Raw genomic sequence first — 16174 nt, 5'->3', positions numbered from 1 at the left:
AAAAGGGCCTGGCGGGAGACCCGGCAAGCCCTTGAACAGTTCCTTCATGGGGGAAGGGACCGGCGTAGTCTGACCACTGCCGATACAATCCGCAAATTCATAATAATGAGGGTTGAGTGCATTAATTTTGATGGCGAATGCTAGCTGACTAAACTTGCCCCTGAATCGGCCAATTTGCCCAGCACCCGGTCATGCACGTCACTGCTCAACAGTTGGCGTTCAAGGAGCTGATGCAGGTCGGCACTGGGGCTCATCGAACCTTTGAGCACAAGCAAGGCATCGCGAAGTTTTACCAGCCTGCTCAGTTCAGGCTTGTGCATCATGTCTCGCCTGTCGGCCATTGGCCGGATGACGTCACGCGGGTTTGAAGGGGCATGGGTGGATTGCTCGGGCAGGTAACGGTCGTTGGCCAAAAAAACTTCACTCGTCATGTTGTACTCCATTTATCCAGGGACTTTGGGCGCGCTTCCTTGATGACAATTCAAAGGGACGCACACAGGTGTGCAATCCCTTGAAACAACAGTTCTGGGGGGGTGAGCTCAGCAAATCGGTTTAAGGGTGGGAACACATCGCGTGCAGCAACTGGCGGCAGATCCGGTTGCGATACAACGGGTGACACAAACGGCGTTTACACGGCCCGAGATCTTAGATCCAAAGGGGCGATTGTAAGGCCGTGTGCAAGGGACATGTTGTCAGGCAGTGAGTAGCTGGCGATAAGATTTACGGAGAAAGTCGTAGGAGCTTTCAAGTTTCGGGGAAAGAGTTTTTGTTTTCCCATTCCTGACGCTCTTTAGGCACAGGGTGTACACACTCTGATGCAAAAACCTTACAGCGATTGTCGACCACCCTCGCTGGATCGGGTCTCAAGCGTTTGCATCGGCGTCGCGTTAATCGTCGAACCCGACCTGTTCGTGAATCTCGTCGACTTTCAGTTCGAGGCGGTAGGCCACGGCAATGAACAATGCCTGACACAGGCACAGCGTCGCGCTCAGTGAGCGGAACGCAAACGAGCTGCCTTCATTGACCAGCAATACGCTGTTGGCGCGCTTGGCCAGCGGCGACAGGTTGCTGTCCGTGATGATCAGGGTCTTGGCCTGATGCAGCTGGGCAATGCGCAGGCAATGCTGGGTTTCCTTGCCATACGGCGTGAAGCTGATGGCAATCACCAGGTCGTTGGCGCGCACGCTGCGCATTTGCTCGCGGTAGCTGCCGCCCAGCCCGGACACCAGATGAATGCGTTTGTTGGTGTGTTGCAGGTTGTAGACCAGGTAATCGGCCACGGCGAAGGAGCGTCGCACGCCGACCACGTAAATATTGTCAGCGTTGACCACCAGGTCCACGGCCTTGTCGAAGGCCTGGTCGTCGAGTTCCAGCCCAAGGCGTTCTATGCCCGACAGCGTGGCGTTGATGCACTCGCGCGCCAGATCGCCGCCGCTGGCCTTTTGCGACTTGTTGGCAATCATGTTGCGGATGCGTTGCTGGTAGTTCTGCACCGGGGTCGTCTTATGGGTGTACGCCTCGCGGAACAGGGCCTGCATTTCGCTGAAACCGCTGAACCCGAACCGCTGGGAAAACCGCACGATGGCCGACGGATGCACGTCGCACTCGCGCGCAATGTCACTGATGCGGTCCACCATGATGCGGTCGCTTTGCTGGCTCATGTAGCTGGCAATGCGCTTGAGCTGGCGCGGCAAGCTCTCGTATTCCTCGGTAATGAGTTGCAACAGACGCTCGGCACTCACCGGCGGGCTGGTCAATGCGCGCTCTGGCGTTTGCTCGACGGATGCCGGCTGATCGGTGGATGACATAGTGGAGTCCTTATCAATGGCGCGGGTTGTCACGGAGCAGGTTTTTTAGCTGCGCAGTCTACAGGGTAGGTGCAAATAAAATCCTGACCAGCCGTTCAATCCGCTGCGGGCTGAAACGATGCACCCTGGAAAAACCTCCCGGCGCGTCGAATATGGAAAAAAAATTCTACATTAAAAAATAATGGAATAAATATTGTTTATTGCGCCGGGACGTTTTAGTCTTCATCCCACATTGAGTGCTCGGGCCCTGAGGGTGATGAGCGCAGGCTGATAAAAATAACAGGAGCCACCATGGGACAGACTCGTTTTGCCACAGGCCGCGATTTGGATGTCATTTGCCTGGGCCGCATGGGTGTCGACCTTTACGCGCAGCAAGTCGGGGCGCGGCTGGAAGACGTCAGTAGCTTTGCCAAATACCTGGGTGGCTCCTCAGCCAATATTGCGTTCGGCACGGCGCGCCTCGGTGTGCGTTCGGCCATGCTCAGCCGGGTGGGTGACGATCACATGGGGCGCTTCCTGCTGGAGTCGCTGGCGCGTGAAGGCTGTGACGTCAGCGCCGTGAAGGTTGACCCGCAGCGTTTGACGGCGCTGGTGCTGCTGGGCCTCAAAGACCGCGAAACCTTTCCTCTGGTGTTCTACCGCGAAAACTGCGCCGACATGGCGCTGCGTGCCGAAGACATCGACCCGGCCTTTATTGCGTCGAGCAAGGCGCTGCTGATTACCGGGACGCACTTTTCCACCGAAGGCGTGTACCAGGCCAGTCTTCAGGCCCTGGATTACGCCGAGCAGCACAATGTCAAACGGGTGCTGGACATCGACTATCGTCCGGTGCTGTGGGGCCTGGCAGGCAAAGCGGACGGGGAGACGCGCTTTGTCGCTGACGAGGCAGTCAGCGCCCATGTGCAATCGATCCTGCCGCGTTTTGACTTGATCGTCGGCACCGAAGAAGAATTTTTGATCGCGGGTGGCGGCACGGATTTACTGGCAGCACTGCGCACAGTGCGCTCGCTGACCGACGCCACCCTGGTGGTCAAACTGGGCCCGCTGGGCTGCACGGTGATCCATGGCGACATTCCGGCCCGTTTGCAAGACGGCGCCATTTACCCCGGCGTGCGTGTGCAAGTGCTTAACGTGCTGGGGGCGGGGGATGCCTTTATGTCGGGCTTTCTCAGTGGCTGGCTCGAAGACGCCAGCGATGAGCGTTGCTGCCAGTTGGCCAACGCGTGCGGTGCGCTGGTGGTCTCACGGCATGCCTGCGCCCCGGCCATGCCCACCCGGGCAGAACTCGACTACCTGTTCAACAGCCCGGTGCCTGTTACCCGACCGGATCAGGACGTCGCGCTGCAACGCCTGCACCACGTCAGCGTGCCGCGCAAACAGTGGAAACAGCTGTTTGTGTTTGCTTTCGATCATCGCTGGCAACTGCTGGAAATCGCGCAGCAGCATGGCCGCGACCCGAGCCGTATTTGCACCTTGAAACAGCTGTTCATCCGGGCGCTCGAGCGCGTTGAAACCGATTTGCAGCGTCAGGGCATCGACGCCGATGTGGGCCTGCTGGCCGATCAGCGTTTCGGCCAGGACGCGCTGAATGCCGCCACCGGTCGCGGCTGGTGGGTCGCCCGCCCGGTGGAAGTGCAGGGGTCGCGACCGCTGGCGTTTGAACACGGTCGTTCGGTGGGCAGCAACCTGATCGCTTGGCCGCACGAACACATCATCAAATGCCTGGTGCAATTTCATCCCGACGATGAGCCGTTGCTGCGTCTGGAACAGGAAGCGCAAATCAAGGGGTTGTACCAGGCGTCGCTGGCCAGCGGCCATGAACTGCTACTGGAAATCATCCCGCCCAAGGATCACCCCTCGACCTACCCGGATGTGCTCTATCGCGCCATCAAACGTTTGTACAACCTGGGCATTTACCCGGCGTGGTGGAAGATCGAAGCGCAACCGGCCGAGGTCTGGCAGCAACTGGATGCCTTGATCGAAGAACGTGACCCGTACTGCCGCGGTGTTGTCCTGCTGGGCTTGAACGCGCCTGCCAGTGCGCTGGCCGACGGCTTTCGCCAGGCGGCGCGCAGCACCACGTGCCGCGGTTTTGCGGTGGGGCGCACGATTTTCCAGGAACCGGCCCGTGCCTGGCTGGCCGGTGAAATCGACGACGCGACGCTGATCGAGCGGGTGCAAGGCACCTTTGTGCAATTGATCGACGCCTGGCTAACGGCCCGTCCCTGATTCGCCGGTCACGCCGCGCAACCCATTCAAAACAATAATAGGTGCAGCCATGCCCGCTATCCGTATTGGCATCAATCCGATTTCATGGAGCAACGACGATTTGCCCTCGCTGGGTGGCGAAACGCCGCTCAGCACCGCGCTGAGTGAAGGCAAGCAGATCGGTTATGAAGGGTTTGAACTCAACGGCAAATTCCCCAAGGACGCCAAGGGCGTGGGCGATGTCCTGCGCCCTTACACGCTGGCGCTGGTCTCGGGCTGGTACTCCGGCCGCCTGGCGCACCGCTCGGCGGCCGAGGAGATCGACGCCATTGCCAGCCACGTGCAGCTGCTGGCGCAAAATGGCGCCAAGGTGCTGGTGTATGGCGAGGTCGCTGACTCGATTCAGGGCCAGCGTATCCCTTTGATTGAGCGCCCGCGTTTTCACAGTGAACGCGCCTGGCAGCAATACGCCGAGAAGCTCGATGAACTGGCGCGCTTCACCCTGTCGCAGGGCATTCGCCTGGCGTACCACCACCACATGGGCGCGTACGTTGAGTCGCCTTCGGACATCGACACCCTGATGCGCCTGACCGGGCCTGAAGTCGGCCTGCTGTTCGATGCCGGGCATTGCTACATGGGCGGCGGTGAACCGGTCCAGGTGCTGCGCAAACACATTGATCGCGTCTGCCACGTGCATTTCAAGGATGTGCGCAAGCCCGTGGTGCAACTGGCCCGCAACAATCTCTGGAGCTTTCCCGATTGCATCATCAACGGCACTTTCACCGTGCCGGGGGACGGCGACATTGATTTTGGCGAGTTGCTGGACGTCCTGCTGGCCGCCGACTACCACGGCTGGTTGGTGGTAGAAGCCGAACAGGACCCGGCCGTGGCGCCGAGTTTTGCTTACGCGCAAAAAGGCTATCAAATCTTGCGCGCGCTGCTCGATGAGAGGGCGCGGGCATGAATTTACTGATTAAACGCCAGCCCACGGGCCAGCCCCTTGTGCAACTGCCCACGGGCGCGCTGGAGTACGTGGGGTTCAGCGCCTATCGGCTGCAAGCGGGCGAGACCTTGCCGGTGCAGGCCGGGCAGCAAGAGCTGTGCCTGGTGTTGCTCAGCGGGCTGGCCAATGTTTCAGGCGAAGCGCCAGGGCACGGCGCTTTCAATTGGGAGGCTATCGGCGATCGTCAGTCGGTGTTCGAGGACAAATCGCCCTTTGCCGTGTATTTGCCGCCCGCCAGTCAGGCGCAGGTGCAGGCGCTGAACGACGTGCATATCGCCGTCTGCGCCGCCCCCGGTGCCAGCGATGCCGGGCTCGGTCCGCGACTGATTGCCCCGCAGGGCATGAAACGCAGCGTACGCGGCAAGGGCGCCAACACCCGCTACGTGTGCGACATCCTGCCGGACACCGAACCTGCCCATTCGCTGCTGGTGGTGGAGGTGCGCACGCCGTCCGGGCATTCCTCCAGCTACCCGCCGCACAAGCACGACACCGACGACTTGCCGCACCAGAGCTTTCTTGAAGAAACCTATTACCACCAGATCAACCCGCCGCAGGGCTTCGTGTTCCAGCGGGTCTACACCGACGATCGCAGCCTTGATCAGGCCATGGCGGTGGAAAACGGCGATCTGGTGGTGGTGCCCAAGGGCTATCACCCGGTCAGCGTGCCCTATGGCTACGAGTCGTATTACCTGAACGTGATGGCAGGGCCCAAGCGGGTCTGGCACTTCCACAACGACCCGCAGCACAGCTGGCTGATGGACCTTTAACTTTTCGGAGAACAAACCGCATGAGCACGACCCCGGTGATTGGCCACTACCTTGACGGCCACGTTCAGGACTCAGGTAGCGAACATTTCAGTGATGTCTTTAACCCGGCGACAGGCAGCGTGCAGGCCCGCGTCGCCCTCGCCAGCCAGCGCACCGTCGATGACGCTGTCGCCTCAGCTCTCAAGGCGTTCCCGGCGTGGTCGGAGCAGTCGTCTCTGCGCCGCGCCCGGGTCATGTTCAAGTTCAAGCAATTGCTGGATGAGCACCACGACGAACTGGCGCACATCATTTGCCGCGAACACGGCAAAGTGTTCGCCGATGCCAAGGGTGAAGTCACGCGCGGGATCGAAATCGTCGAGTACGCCTGCGGGGCGCCAACGCTGCTGAAAACCGATTTCAGCGACAACATTGGCGGCGGTATCGACAACTGGAACCTGCGCCAGCCGCTGGGGGTGTGTGCGGGCGTCACGCCGTTCAACTTCCCGGTGATGGTGCCGCTGTGGATGATTCCACTGGCGTTGGTGACCGGTAACTGCTTCATCCTCAAGCCCTCGGAGCGTGATCCGTCCGCCAGCCTGTTGATGGCGCGGCTGCTGACCGAAGCGGGCCTGCCCGACGGTGTTTTCAACGTGGTGCAAGGCGACAAGCGCGCAGTGGATGCGCTGTTACAACACCCGGACGTTGAAGCCATCTCCTTTGTCGGCTCCACCCCCATTGCCGAGTACATCTACCAGCAGGGCACTGCGCGGGGCAAACGGGTGCAGGCGCTGGGCGGGGCTAAAAATCACATGATCGTGATGCCGGACGCCGACCTCGATCAGGCGGCGGACGCCCTGATGGGCGCGGCATACGGCTCGGCCGGAGAGCGCTGCATGGCGATTTCAATTGCCGTGGCGGTGGGGGAGGTGGCCGATCAGTTGATTGAAAAACTGCTGCCGCGCATCGACCGCCTCAAAGTCGGCAATGGCGCGCAGCCCGACAGCGAAATGGGCCCGCTGGTGACGGCGGAGCACCGGGCCAAGGTGGTCGGGTTTATCGATCAGGGCGTGGCCCAGGGCGCACAGCTGATCGTCGATGGTCGTGCGCTCAAGGTGCCGGGGGCCGAGCAGGGCTTCTTTGTCGGCGCCACGCTGTTCGACCGGGTCACGCCCGAGATGAGCATTTACCGGCAGGAAATCTTTGGCCCGGTACTGGGGATTGTCCGCGTGCCGGATTTCGCCAGTGCGGTGGCGTTGATCAATGCGCATGAGTTTGGCAACGGCGTGTCCTGCTTTACCAGCGATGGCGGCGTGGCGCGGGCGTTTGCGCGCACGATCAAGGTCGGCATGGTGGGGATCAATGTGCCGATTCCAGTGCCCATGGCCTGGCACTCCTTCGGTGGCTGGAAGCGCTCGCTGTTTGGCGATCACCATGCCTACGGCGAAGAAGGCATCCGCTTCTACAGCCGCTACAAAAGCGTGATGCAGCGCTGGCCGGACAGCATCGCCAAAGGCCCCGAATTCAGCATGCCAACCGCCAAATAATCATCGGTCACAGCCCTGCGGTTGCCGCAGCGGCTGTGCAAGTTCAAGGGTGCAGACATGACGACGACACGACTGACCATGGCTCAGGCGCTGGTGAAGTTTCTCGATAACCAATACGTCGAGGTGGACGGGGTCCAGAGCAAATTTGTGGCCGGGGTGTTCACGATTTTTGGCCACGGCAATGTGCTGGGGCTCGGGCAGGCGCTGGAACAGGACAGCGGCAGCTTGCTGGTGCATCAAGGGCGCAACGAACAGGGCATGGCCCACGCCGCCATCGGTTTTGCCAAGCAACACCGGCGGCGCAAGATCTACGCCTGCACTGCCTCGGTGGGCCCCGGCGCGGCCAACATGCTGACCGCTGCCGCGACGGCCACCGCCAACCGTATCCCGCTGTTGCTGCTGCCGGGGGATGTGTACGCCAGCCGTCAGCCCGACCCGGTCTTGCAACAGATCGAGCAGTTCCATGACTTGAGCATCAGCACCAACGATGCCTTTAAAGCCGTGAGCAAATACTGGGACCGCATCAACCGCCCGGAACAATTGATGAGCGCCGCCATTCACGCGATGCGTGTGCTCACCGATCCTGCCGAAACCGGGGCCGTAACCCTGGCCCTGCCGCAGGATGTTCAGGCCGAGGCCTACGATTACCCGGATTACTTTCTGCAAAAACGCGTGCACCGCATCGACCGACGCCTACCGACCGCAGCGATGCTGGCCGATGCACAGGCGATCCTGCGGCGCAAGCGCACGCCGCTGATCATCTGCGGCGGTGGCGTCAAGTACGCGGGGGCGAGTGCCGCGTTGCAAGCGTTTGCCGAGCGCTTCGGGATACCGTTCGCAGAAACTCAGGCCGGCAAAAGCGCCATCGTGTCGGCGCACCCGCTGAACATGGGCGGCATCGGCGAAACCGGGTGCCTGGCCGCCAACCTGCTGGCGCCGCAGGCTGACCTGATTATCGGCATCGGCACACGCTATACCGATTTCACCACGTCCTCCAAATCGTTGTTTCAGCACCCGGAGGTTGAATTTCTCAACCTCAACGTTAGCCCCTGCGATGCGCTCAAGCTCGATGGCGTGCAATTGATTGCCGATGCCCTCGCGGGGCTGGAAGGGCTGAGTGAGTGCCTGGCGGCCAGCGGCTACCACGCGCAATGGGGCGAGGCGCCGCATCAGGCCAGGGCGCAGTTGGAGGCCGAGGTGGAGCGTGTGTTTAAGGCCAATTATCAACAACCGGATTTCACCCCCGAAATCAGCGACCACATGGACCCGGCGGTGCTGCGCGAGTTTATCGAGCTGACAGGGTCGTGCCTGACCCAAAGCCAGGTGCTGGGTGTACTCAATCACACCCTTGATGACACAGCCGTGATCGTCGCGGCCGCTGGCAGCCTGCCCGGCGATCTGCAACGGGCCTGGCGCAGCAAGGGCGTGAACACCTATCACGTGGAGTACGGCTATTCGTGCATGGGCTATGAAGTGAACGCAGCGTTGGGGGTCAAGCTGGCCGAACCGGCGCGCGAGGTCTACGCGTTGGTGGGCGATGGTTCCTACATGATGCTGCACTCCGAGTTGGCCACCTCGATTCAGGAGCGCCAGAAAATCAACGTGGTGCTGCTCGACAACATGGCGTTCGGCTGCATTAACAACTTGCAGATGGGCAACGGCATGGACAGCTTCGGCACCGAGTTCCGCTTCCGCAACCCTGAAACGGGCAAGCTGGACGGTGGCCTGGTGCCGGTGGACTTCGCCATGAGTGCAGCGGCTTATGGCTGCAAGACCTACCGGGTGACCACCGTTGAGCAACTCCACGCCGCGCTGGCCGATGCGCGTCGGCAAACCGTGTCCACCCTCATTGATATCAAAGTGCTCCCTAAAACCATGATCCACGGCTACCTGTCGTGGTGGCGCGTGGGCGTGGCGCAAGTGTCTACCAGCGCCCGCACGGCCGACGCCGCGAAACACCTCAACCGTCAGCTCGCCCGCGTGCGGCAGTACTGATTGCAACGCTCTCTTATTACATTGACCAGGAGTCTGCACATGTCGTTGAACACTCAAGCCTTGAAGTTGGGCGTGATCGGGACGGGCGCGATTGGCCGTGATCATATTCGTCGTTGCAGCCAGACCCTGCTTGGCAGTCAGGTGGTGGCGGTCACGGACATCAATCAGCAACAGGCGGCGCAGGTGGTTGCCGAACTGGGCTTAAGTGCCGAGGTGTACCCGGACGCGCACGCGCTGATTCAGGCGGCTGATGTCGAGGCCGTGCTGGTGACGTCCTGGGGGCCGAGCCACGAAGAGTACGTGCTGGCGGCCATCCGCGCCGGCAAACCGGTGTTTTGCGAAAAGCCACTGGCGGTCACGGCTGCCGGTTGCCGCAACATCGTCGACGCGGAAATTGCCCATGGCCACCGGTTGGTGCAGGTCGGCTTCATGCGCCCGTACGACGCCGGTTATCAGGCGCTCAAGGCCGTCATCGACAGCGGGCAGATCGGCGAACCGCTGATGCTTCACTGCGCTCACCGTAACCCGCGGGTGGGTGAGCACTACACAACCGACATGGCCATCACCGACACCTTGATCCACGAACTGGACGTGCTGCGCTGGTTGCTCGACGACGATTATGTGTCGGTGCAAGTGGTCTTCCCGCGCAAAACCAGCAAAGCGCTGGCGCACCTGCGCGACCCGCAAGTGGTGCTGCTCGAAACCGCCAAGGGCACGCGCATCGATGTGGAAGTGTTTGTGAACTGCCAGTACGGCTACGACATTCAGTGCGAAGTGGTGGGCGAAACCGGTATTGCCAAACTGCCCGAGCCGTCGCACGTGCAACTGCGCAGCGAGGCCAAACTGTCGAACGCGATTCTGATGGATTGGAAAGACCGCTTCATCGCCGCTTACGACGTGGAGCTGCAAGCCTTCATTGACGGCGTGCGCGCCGGGCAGGTGAGCGGTCCTTCGGCATGGGACGGCTTTGCCGCAGCGGTGGCAGCCGATGCCTGCATCCAGGCGCAACAGAGCGGGGCGATTGTCAACGTTGAACTGCCGCCACGTCCGGCCTTTTACGGCTGATCTCAACGCCGTGGTCGCCCCTGGGCAGCGTGAGGCTGCGAGCGGTTCAACAGACGCCACCTCACGCGCCTGGACCTCGGCCACAGGCCTGTCAAGGAGTGTTCACATGCGCATCGGACTGGTTGGATTTGGCCACGCAGGTCGTTTTTTTCATGCGCCGTTGATCACCAGCCTGCCGGGGGTGACGTTGGTCGGCGTGGTCACGCGTTCGGCTGAGCGTCGCCAGCACCTGGCCAGCGCGTACCCCGGCGTGCGGGCCTATGACAGCCTGGGGCAGTTGGCTGAGGCCGGGGTTGACCTGTTGGTGATCGCCACGCCGCTGGACGGTCGGCCTGAGCAGGTGATGCAAGCCATCGAGCTGGGGCTTGCCGTGGTGAGTGAAAAACCCTTCGCCGCTGACGTGCAGCAAGCGCAACACCTGGTGGCAGCGGCGCAGCGTCACAACGTGTTGCTGAGTGTGTATCAGAATCGGCGCTGGGATTCGGACTTCCTGACCGTGCGCAAGCTGATCGAGGCCGGTGCGTTAGGAGCGGTCACGCGGTTTGAATCGTTCATTGAACGGTTTACCCCTGCGTCAGTGGGCAATGCCAGCGGCGGCGGTCTGCTGCGCGATCTGGGCAGTCATCAAGTGGATCAGGCGCTGCAACTGTTCGGCCCGGTGGTGTCGGTGTACGCCGAGAGGGCGTGCAGCCCCCAAGCCCCGCACCTGGACCACACCTTCTTCATGGCGTTGACTCACCGCAACGGCGTGCTGTCCCACCTGGGCGCCAGCGTGCTGCAAAACAGCCCGCGCCCGCGCTTTCGGGTCAGCGGCACCTCTGGTTGCTACAGCGTTGAGGGGCTGGACGGGCAGGAAGCGGCGCTGCTCGCAGGCCGCTCCCCCACAACCTGTGGCGAGGATTGGGGGGCCGAAGAGCATCGGCGCTGGGGCTGGTTTGAACAGGGCGAAGAACGCGAGCGAGTGCCGAGCGAGCATGGCGGCTGGGATCAGTTTTACCGGCAAATGATCGCCGCCGTTGAGGGGCGAGGGCCTGTGCCGGTGTTGCCGCAAGCGGCTGTGCAGGCGCTTGAGGTGCTGGATGCGGCGCGGCTGAGTGCGCAGCGGGGTGAGGTCGTGACGTTGGCCCATGATGAAAATAGAAAATAGAACGCAATAAATTCTAAAATCGATTGATATGGAAATTATTTTCCAATAGAGTCGATTTCAGCACAGTGTCACCAAGTACCGCATCTATAAAACCAACAAGAATGTGGAGACTGCCCCAAATGAAACCCAGCTTACGAATCGCTTCCCTTGCGCTCTCGATCCTGTTCGCCAGCGGCGCGGCCCTGGCCGATGTCAACATTGGCGTGAGCATGTCCCAGTTCGATGACACCTACCTGACGTACTTGCGCGAGTCGATGAACGACAAAGCCAAGACCTACCCCGAAGGAGTCAAATTGCAGTTTGAAGACGCCCGCGCCGACGTAGTCAAGCAACTGAGCCAAGTTGAAAACTTTATCAGCCAAAAGGTCGACGCGATCATCGTCAACCCGGTGGATACCGCATCCACCGAGCGTATTACCAAAGCTGCGGTTGCCGCGGGCATCCCGTTGATCTACGTCAACCGCCGCCCGGACAAAACCGATCTGCCGCAGGGCGTGGCCACAGTGGCCTCCGATGACCTGGAGGCCGGGCGCATGCAGATGCAGTACCTGGCCGACAAAATGGGCGGCAAGGGGAACATCGTGATCCTGCTCGGTGATCTGGCCAACAACTCCACCACCAACCGCACCAAGGGCGTGAAAGCAGTACTGGCCCAGTACCCCGGCATCAAGGTCGATCAGGAGCAAACCGGCATCTGGCTGCGGGACAAGGCCATGACCCTGACCAATGACTGGATCACCCAGGGCCGTGAGTTCGATGCCGTGGTGTCCAACAACGACGAAATGGCCATTGGCGCCGCGATGGCGCTCAAGCAGGCTGGCATCGCAAAAGGCAAGGTGTTGATTGCCGGTGTCGACGGTACTGAAGACGGTGTGCGGGCGGTCGAGAAGGGCGATTTAACCCTTTCGGTGTTCCAGGACGCCGCCGGGCAGGCCAACGGCTCGGTCGAGACGGCGCTGAAGATGATCAACAAAGCGCCTTACGAGCAGGCGGTCTGGGTGCCGTTCCAGCTGATTACCCAAGACAACGTCAGCACGTATAAAAAGTAGTCGTCCATTCACCCCCACAACAACAATAAGCGGCGAGGCTCAACCTTGCCCGCAGTCCCGGCCCACACCGGGGCACCTGAGGAGTACTGGCTATGCTCGCGTCAGCGACTGTTTCAAGGACCCCGGCCGTGGCGACTGCCGCCCCGGCCACCTCGGCGGAGGCGCCCTACCTGTTGGAAGTAGTGAATGTCAGCAAGGGCTTCCCTGGTGTGGTTGCCCTGGATGACGTGCAGTTGCGCGTGCGAGCGGGCACCGTGCTGGCGCTGATGGGGGAGAACGGCGCGGGCAAGTCCACGCTGATGAAAATCATCGCCGGTATCTACCAGCCCGACGCGGGGCAGTTGCGGTTGCGTGGCCAACCCGTCGCCTTTAATGGGCCGCTGGCGGCCTTGCAGGCCGGGATCGCGATGATTCATCAGGAACTCAACCTGATGCCGCACATGAGCATCGCCGAGAACATCTGGATGGGTCGCGAACAGCTCAACAGCCTGCGCATGATCGATCACCGCGAAATGTACCGCTGCACCGCGCAACTGCTGGAGCGCTTGCGCATCAATCTTGATCCGCAGGAACTGGTCGGCCACCTGAGCATTGCCGAGCGCCAGATGGTTGAAATCGCCAAGGCGGTCTCCTATGACTCGGACATCCTGATCATGGATGAGCCGACCTCGGCCATTACCGACAAAGAGGTCGACCACCTGTTTTCGATCATTGCCGACCTCAAGGCGCAGGGCAAAGGCATCATTTACATCACCCACAAAATGAATGAAGTGTTTGCCATCGCGGATGAAGTGGCGGTGTTTCGTGACGGTGCGTACATCGGTCTGCAACGCGCCGACAGCATGGACAGCGACAGCCTGATTTCGATGATGGTGGGCCGTGAGCTGACGCAGTTGTTCCCGGTGCGGGAAAACCCGCTCGGGCAATTGCTGCTCTCGGTTCGTGACTTGCGCCTGGACGGCGTGTTTCACGGTGTGTCGTTCGACCTGCATGCCGGGGAAATCCTTGGCATTGCCGGGCTCATGGGGTCGGGCCGCACCAACATCGCCGAAACCCTGTTTGGCATCACCCCGTGCGATGGCGGCGAGGTTCAGCTCGACGGTCAGGCGGTGCGCATCACCAGCCCCAATCTGGCGATTGAGAAGGGCTTCGCGCTGTTGACCGAAGACCGCAAGTTGACGGGGCTGTTTCCTTGCCTGTCGGTGCTGGAAAACATGGAAATGGCGATCCTGCCGCAATACGCCGACAACGGTTTTATCCAGCAAAAAGCCTTGCGCGCATTGTGCGAGGACATGTGTAAAAAGCTGCGGGTCAAAACCCCGTCGCTGGAGCAATGCATCGACACCCTATCGGGGGGGAACCAGCAAAAAGCCCTGCTGGCACGCTGGTTGATGACCAACCCGCGGCTGTTGATCCTCGATGAACCGACCCGCGGCATTGATGTGGGGGCCAAAGTCGAGATTTACCGGCTGATTTCATTCCTCGCCAGTGAGGGCATGGCGGTGATCATGATTTCTTCGGAGCTGCCTGAAGTGCTGGGCATGAGCGACCGGGTCATGGTCATGCATGAAGGCGAGCAGATGGGCACCCTCGATCGCGCCGACGCCACCCAGGAACGGGTCATGCAACTGGCCTCGGGCATCACGGCGATTCATTAACCATTTCAGGGCGCCGGCGGCGACTGCGCCGGTAGCTCCGCAGAGTGAGAGGGCACATGTCCATGAACGCAATAACGGATAACAAACCCGCCATGGCACCCAGCAAATCCCGGCGTCGTTTTCCGACCGAATTGAGCATCTTTCTGGTGCTGATCGGCATCGGGCTGGTGTTCGAACTGTTCGGCTGGATCGTGCGTGACCAGAGCTTTTTGATGAACTCCCAGCGCCTGGTGCTGATGATTCTGCAAGTGTCGGTGATCGGTTTGCTGGCGATTGGCGTCACCCAGGTGATCATCACCACAGGGATCGACCTGTCTTCGGGGTCGGTGCTGGCCTTGTCGGCCATGGTGGCCGCGAGCCTGGCGCAAACCTCGGATTTCAGCCGGGCCGTGTTCCCGTCACTGACCGACTTGCCGGTCTGGATTCCGGTGGTCGCGGGGCTTGGGGTCGGGCTGCTGGCCGGTGCCATCAACGGCAGCATCATCGCCATCACCGGCATACCGCCCTTTATCGCAACGCTGGGCATGATGGTGTCTGCCCGTGGGCTGGCGCGTTATTACACCGAAGGCCAACCGGTCAGCATGCTGTCTGATTCCTACACGGCCATCGGCCATGGTGCTATGCCAGTGATCATCTTTCTGGTGGTGGCGCTGATCTTCCACATTGCCCTGCGTTACACCAAATACGGCAAATACACCTATGCCATCGGTGGCAACATGCAGGCGGCGCGGACCTCGGGGATCAACGTCAAGCGTCACTTGATTATCGTCTACAGCATTGCCGGGTTGCTGGCAGGCCTGGCCGGGGTCGTGGCATCGGCACGGGCGGCCACGGGGCAGGCGGGCATGGGCATGTCCTACGAGCTGGACGCCATTGCCGCGGCGGTGATTGGCGGCACCAGCCTGGCCGGGGGCGTGGGGCGGATTACCGGCACGGTGATTGGCGCGCTGATCCTGGGCGTCATGGCCAGCGGCTTCACCTTTGTGGGGGTCGATGCCTACATTCAGGACATCATCAAGGGCCTGATCATCGTGGTGGCGGTGGTGATCGACCAGTACCGCAACAAGCGCAAACTCAAACGCTGACCGCGCTGTGTAGCTTTTTCCGATCACATCGGCCTAAAAAAACCTGAGCATCGGTGGCAATAACGCCCCTGATGCTCAGGTTTTTCGTGCATTAAAAGGGGGCGATTTCAGTGTTTGCATGGAATTTCCTGCCATCCGCGTACTCCATTAGGCCCTGGGGGACAGGTTTTTCGTCTTTTTCCAGGTTTTGCTGGACAAATAGCTGTCATTTCAGTTGCTGAGTCGATAACTCGGCCGTAGACTGCCGCCCCTCGTAAATTGAGTGCCGGGTGGCGCTTGAAATAGATAGCACCTAACTGGTTGGGATGAAGATCGGTCAGGACGCTCCCTAATTCGCCTTAATGCACGTATTTTTTATAGAGAAATCAATGACAAAGGATAAGTTGCTGGCCATGCCGGCGGATGACTACATGAATGCCGAGCAACATGCTTTTTTCACTGAGCTGTTGCAAAACATGAAGGTCGAAACCCACGAGCGGATTGAGCAGAATCGCATCGCGATCGAGAGCCTGGACACCCCGGCCGACCCTGCAGACGCCGCTTCGGTTGAAGAAGAGCGTACCTGGCTGGTCAACGCGATTGACCGTGACCAGCGCATGCTGCCTCAGCTGGAACAAGCGCTGGAGCGCATCAAGGACGACAGCTTTGGCTGGTGTGACGACAGCGGTGACGCCATTGGCCTCAAGCGCCTGTTGATCAGCCCGACCACCAAATACTGCATCGAAGCTCAAGAGCGTCACGAGCAAATCGACAAGCATCAGCGTCAGGCCTGATCCTGACGTTGCCGGGCCGCGCAAAGCGGCCCCGGTAGCGCTTTTGGCCAAGCCGCCGTTCTGGCTGGCATTCGGCATCTTCTTGTGACACCT

General features: G+C 60.7%; 13 protein-coding genes. 11 read left to right on the top strand and 2 right to left on the bottom strand.

Annotated features, from left to right (window positions below; translation table 11 throughout):
* Positions 1-140 precede the first annotated feature (140 nt).
* Positions 141-431 carry a type VI secretion system contractile sheath small subunit gene (locus tag TU74_RS08870; protein ID WP_157315149.1) on the bottom strand — a complete coding sequence of 97 codons (291 nt, stop codon included), beginning with the start codon at positions 429-431 and terminating at the stop codon, positions 141-143.
* A 456-nt stretch (positions 432-887) separates the two neighbouring features.
* Positions 888-1808 carry a MurR/RpiR family transcriptional regulator gene (locus tag TU74_RS08865; protein WP_047274848.1) on the bottom strand — a complete coding sequence of 307 codons (921 nt, stop codon included), beginning with the start codon at positions 1806-1808 and terminating at the stop codon, positions 888-890.
* Positions 1809-2099: 291 nt separating this feature from the next.
* Between TU74_RS08865 and TU74_RS08860 the strand changes: the two genes are divergently transcribed.
* From TU74_RS08860 to TU74_RS08810, 11 genes are all read left to right on the top strand, one after another.
* Positions 2100-4037: a bifunctional 5-dehydro-2-deoxygluconokinase/5-dehydro-2-deoxyphosphogluconate aldolase gene (locus tag TU74_RS08860; protein WP_048376093.1), complete on the top strand. Its 1938-nt coding sequence runs from the start codon at positions 2100-2102 to the stop codon at positions 4035-4037.
* A gap of 49 nt (positions 4038-4086) precedes the next feature.
* Complete coding sequence (gene iolE / locus TU74_RS08855; protein ID WP_048376092.1) at positions 4087-4980, top strand: myo-inosose-2 dehydratase; 894 nt, start codon at positions 4087-4089, stop codon at positions 4978-4980.
* Positions 4977-5786, top strand: coding sequence for a 5-deoxy-glucuronate isomerase (gene iolB / locus TU74_RS08850; RefSeq protein ID WP_048376090.1), 810 nt, complete (start codon positions 4977-4979; stop codon positions 5784-5786). The genes iolE and iolB overlap by 4 nt, the downstream gene beginning before the upstream one ends.
* Before the next feature lie 20 nt (positions 5787-5806).
* Positions 5807-7309: a CoA-acylating methylmalonate-semialdehyde dehydrogenase gene (locus TU74_RS08845; RefSeq protein WP_048376088.1), complete on the top strand. Its 1503-nt coding sequence runs from the start codon at positions 5807-5809 to the stop codon at positions 7307-7309.
* 57 nt (positions 7310-7366) lie between these two features.
* On the top strand, positions 7367-9304 hold the full coding sequence (gene iolD, locus TU74_RS08840; protein WP_048376086.1) for a 3D-(3,5/4)-trihydroxycyclohexane-1,2-dione acylhydrolase (decyclizing): 1938 nt from the start codon (positions 7367-7369) through the stop codon (positions 9302-9304).
* A 39-nt stretch (positions 9305-9343) separates the two neighbouring features.
* A complete protein-coding gene (gene iolG / locus TU74_RS08835) occupies positions 9344-10369 on the top strand; it encodes a bifunctional inositol 2-dehydrogenase/D-chiro-inositol 1-dehydrogenase (RefSeq protein ID WP_047291366.1) in 1026 nt (341 codons plus the stop codon).
* A 106-nt stretch (positions 10370-10475) separates the two neighbouring features.
* Positions 10476-11516: a Gfo/Idh/MocA family protein gene (locus TU74_RS08830; protein ID WP_048376084.1), complete on the top strand. Its 1041-nt coding sequence runs from the start codon at positions 10476-10478 to the stop codon at positions 11514-11516.
* A gap of 119 nt (positions 11517-11635) precedes the next feature.
* Positions 11636-12565 carry a sugar ABC transporter substrate-binding protein gene (locus TU74_RS08825; RefSeq protein WP_048376082.1) on the top strand — a complete coding sequence of 310 codons (930 nt, stop codon included), beginning with the start codon at positions 11636-11638 and terminating at the stop codon, positions 12563-12565.
* A gap of 92 nt (positions 12566-12657) precedes the next feature.
* Positions 12658-14223, top strand: coding sequence for a sugar ABC transporter ATP-binding protein (locus TU74_RS08820; protein ID WP_048376080.1), 1566 nt, complete (start codon positions 12658-12660; stop codon positions 14221-14223).
* Between the two features lie 62 nt (positions 14224-14285).
* Positions 14286-15308, top strand: coding sequence for an ABC transporter permease (locus TU74_RS08815; RefSeq protein WP_047274971.1), 1023 nt, complete (start codon positions 14286-14288; stop codon positions 15306-15308).
* Between the two features lie 368 nt (positions 15309-15676).
* Entirely contained in the window at positions 15677-16081 is a 405-nt protein-coding gene (locus tag TU74_RS08810) for a TraR/DksA family transcriptional regulator (RefSeq protein ID WP_047274833.1), read from the top strand.
* Positions 16082-16174: the final 93 nt, after the last annotated feature.

The organism is Pseudomonas lundensis, assembly GCF_001042985.1.
Taxonomy (GTDB): Bacteria; Pseudomonadota; Gammaproteobacteria; order Pseudomonadales; family Pseudomonadaceae; genus Aquipseudomonas; species Aquipseudomonas lundensis.
Note: the sequence above shows the minus strand (reverse complement) of the source record. Positions and strands in the feature narration are given on the sequence as shown.

What these genes read in the sequence shown, in the direction of transcription:
- TU74_RS08870 (WP_157315149.1), bottom strand. Translation starts at nt 431, where the DNA reads ATGACGAGTGAAGTTTTTTTGGCCAACGACCGTTACCTGCCCGAGCAA.
- TU74_RS08830 (WP_048376084.1), top strand. Translation starts at nt 10,476, where the DNA reads ATGCGCATCGGACTGGTTGGATTTGGCCACGCAGGTCGTTTTTTTCAT.
- iolE (WP_048376092.1), top strand. Translation starts at nt 4,087, where the DNA reads ATGCCCGCTATCCGTATTGGCATCAATCCGATTTCATGGAGCAACGAC.
- TU74_RS08810 (WP_047274833.1), top strand. Translation starts at nt 15,677, where the DNA reads ATGACAAAGGATAAGTTGCTGGCCATGCCGGCGGATGACTACATGAAT.
- TU74_RS08825 (WP_048376082.1), top strand. Translation starts at nt 11,636, where the DNA reads ATGAAACCCAGCTTACGAATCGCTTCCCTTGCGCTCTCGATCCTGTTC.
- TU74_RS08815 (WP_047274971.1), top strand. Translation starts at nt 14,286, where the DNA reads ATGAACGCAATAACGGATAACAAACCCGCCATGGCACCCAGCAAATCC.
- iolD (WP_048376086.1), top strand. Translation starts at nt 7,367, where the DNA reads ATGACGACGACACGACTGACCATGGCTCAGGCGCTGGTGAAGTTTCTC.
- TU74_RS08845 (WP_048376088.1), top strand. Translation starts at nt 5,807, where the DNA reads ATGAGCACGACCCCGGTGATTGGCCACTACCTTGACGGCCACGTTCAG.
- iolG (WP_047291366.1), top strand. Translation starts at nt 9,344, where the DNA reads ATGTCGTTGAACACTCAAGCCTTGAAGTTGGGCGTGATCGGGACGGGC.
- TU74_RS08860 (WP_048376093.1), top strand. Translation starts at nt 2,100, where the DNA reads ATGGGACAGACTCGTTTTGCCACAGGCCGCGATTTGGATGTCATTTGC.
- iolB (WP_048376090.1), top strand. Translation starts at nt 4,977, where the DNA reads ATGAATTTACTGATTAAACGCCAGCCCACGGGCCAGCCCCTTGTGCAA.
- TU74_RS08865 (WP_047274848.1), bottom strand. Translation starts at nt 1,808, where the DNA reads ATGTCATCCACCGATCAGCCGGCATCCGTCGAGCAAACGCCAGAGCGC.
- TU74_RS08820 (WP_048376080.1), top strand. Translation starts at nt 12,658, where the DNA reads ATGCTCGCGTCAGCGACTGTTTCAAGGACCCCGGCCGTGGCGACTGCC.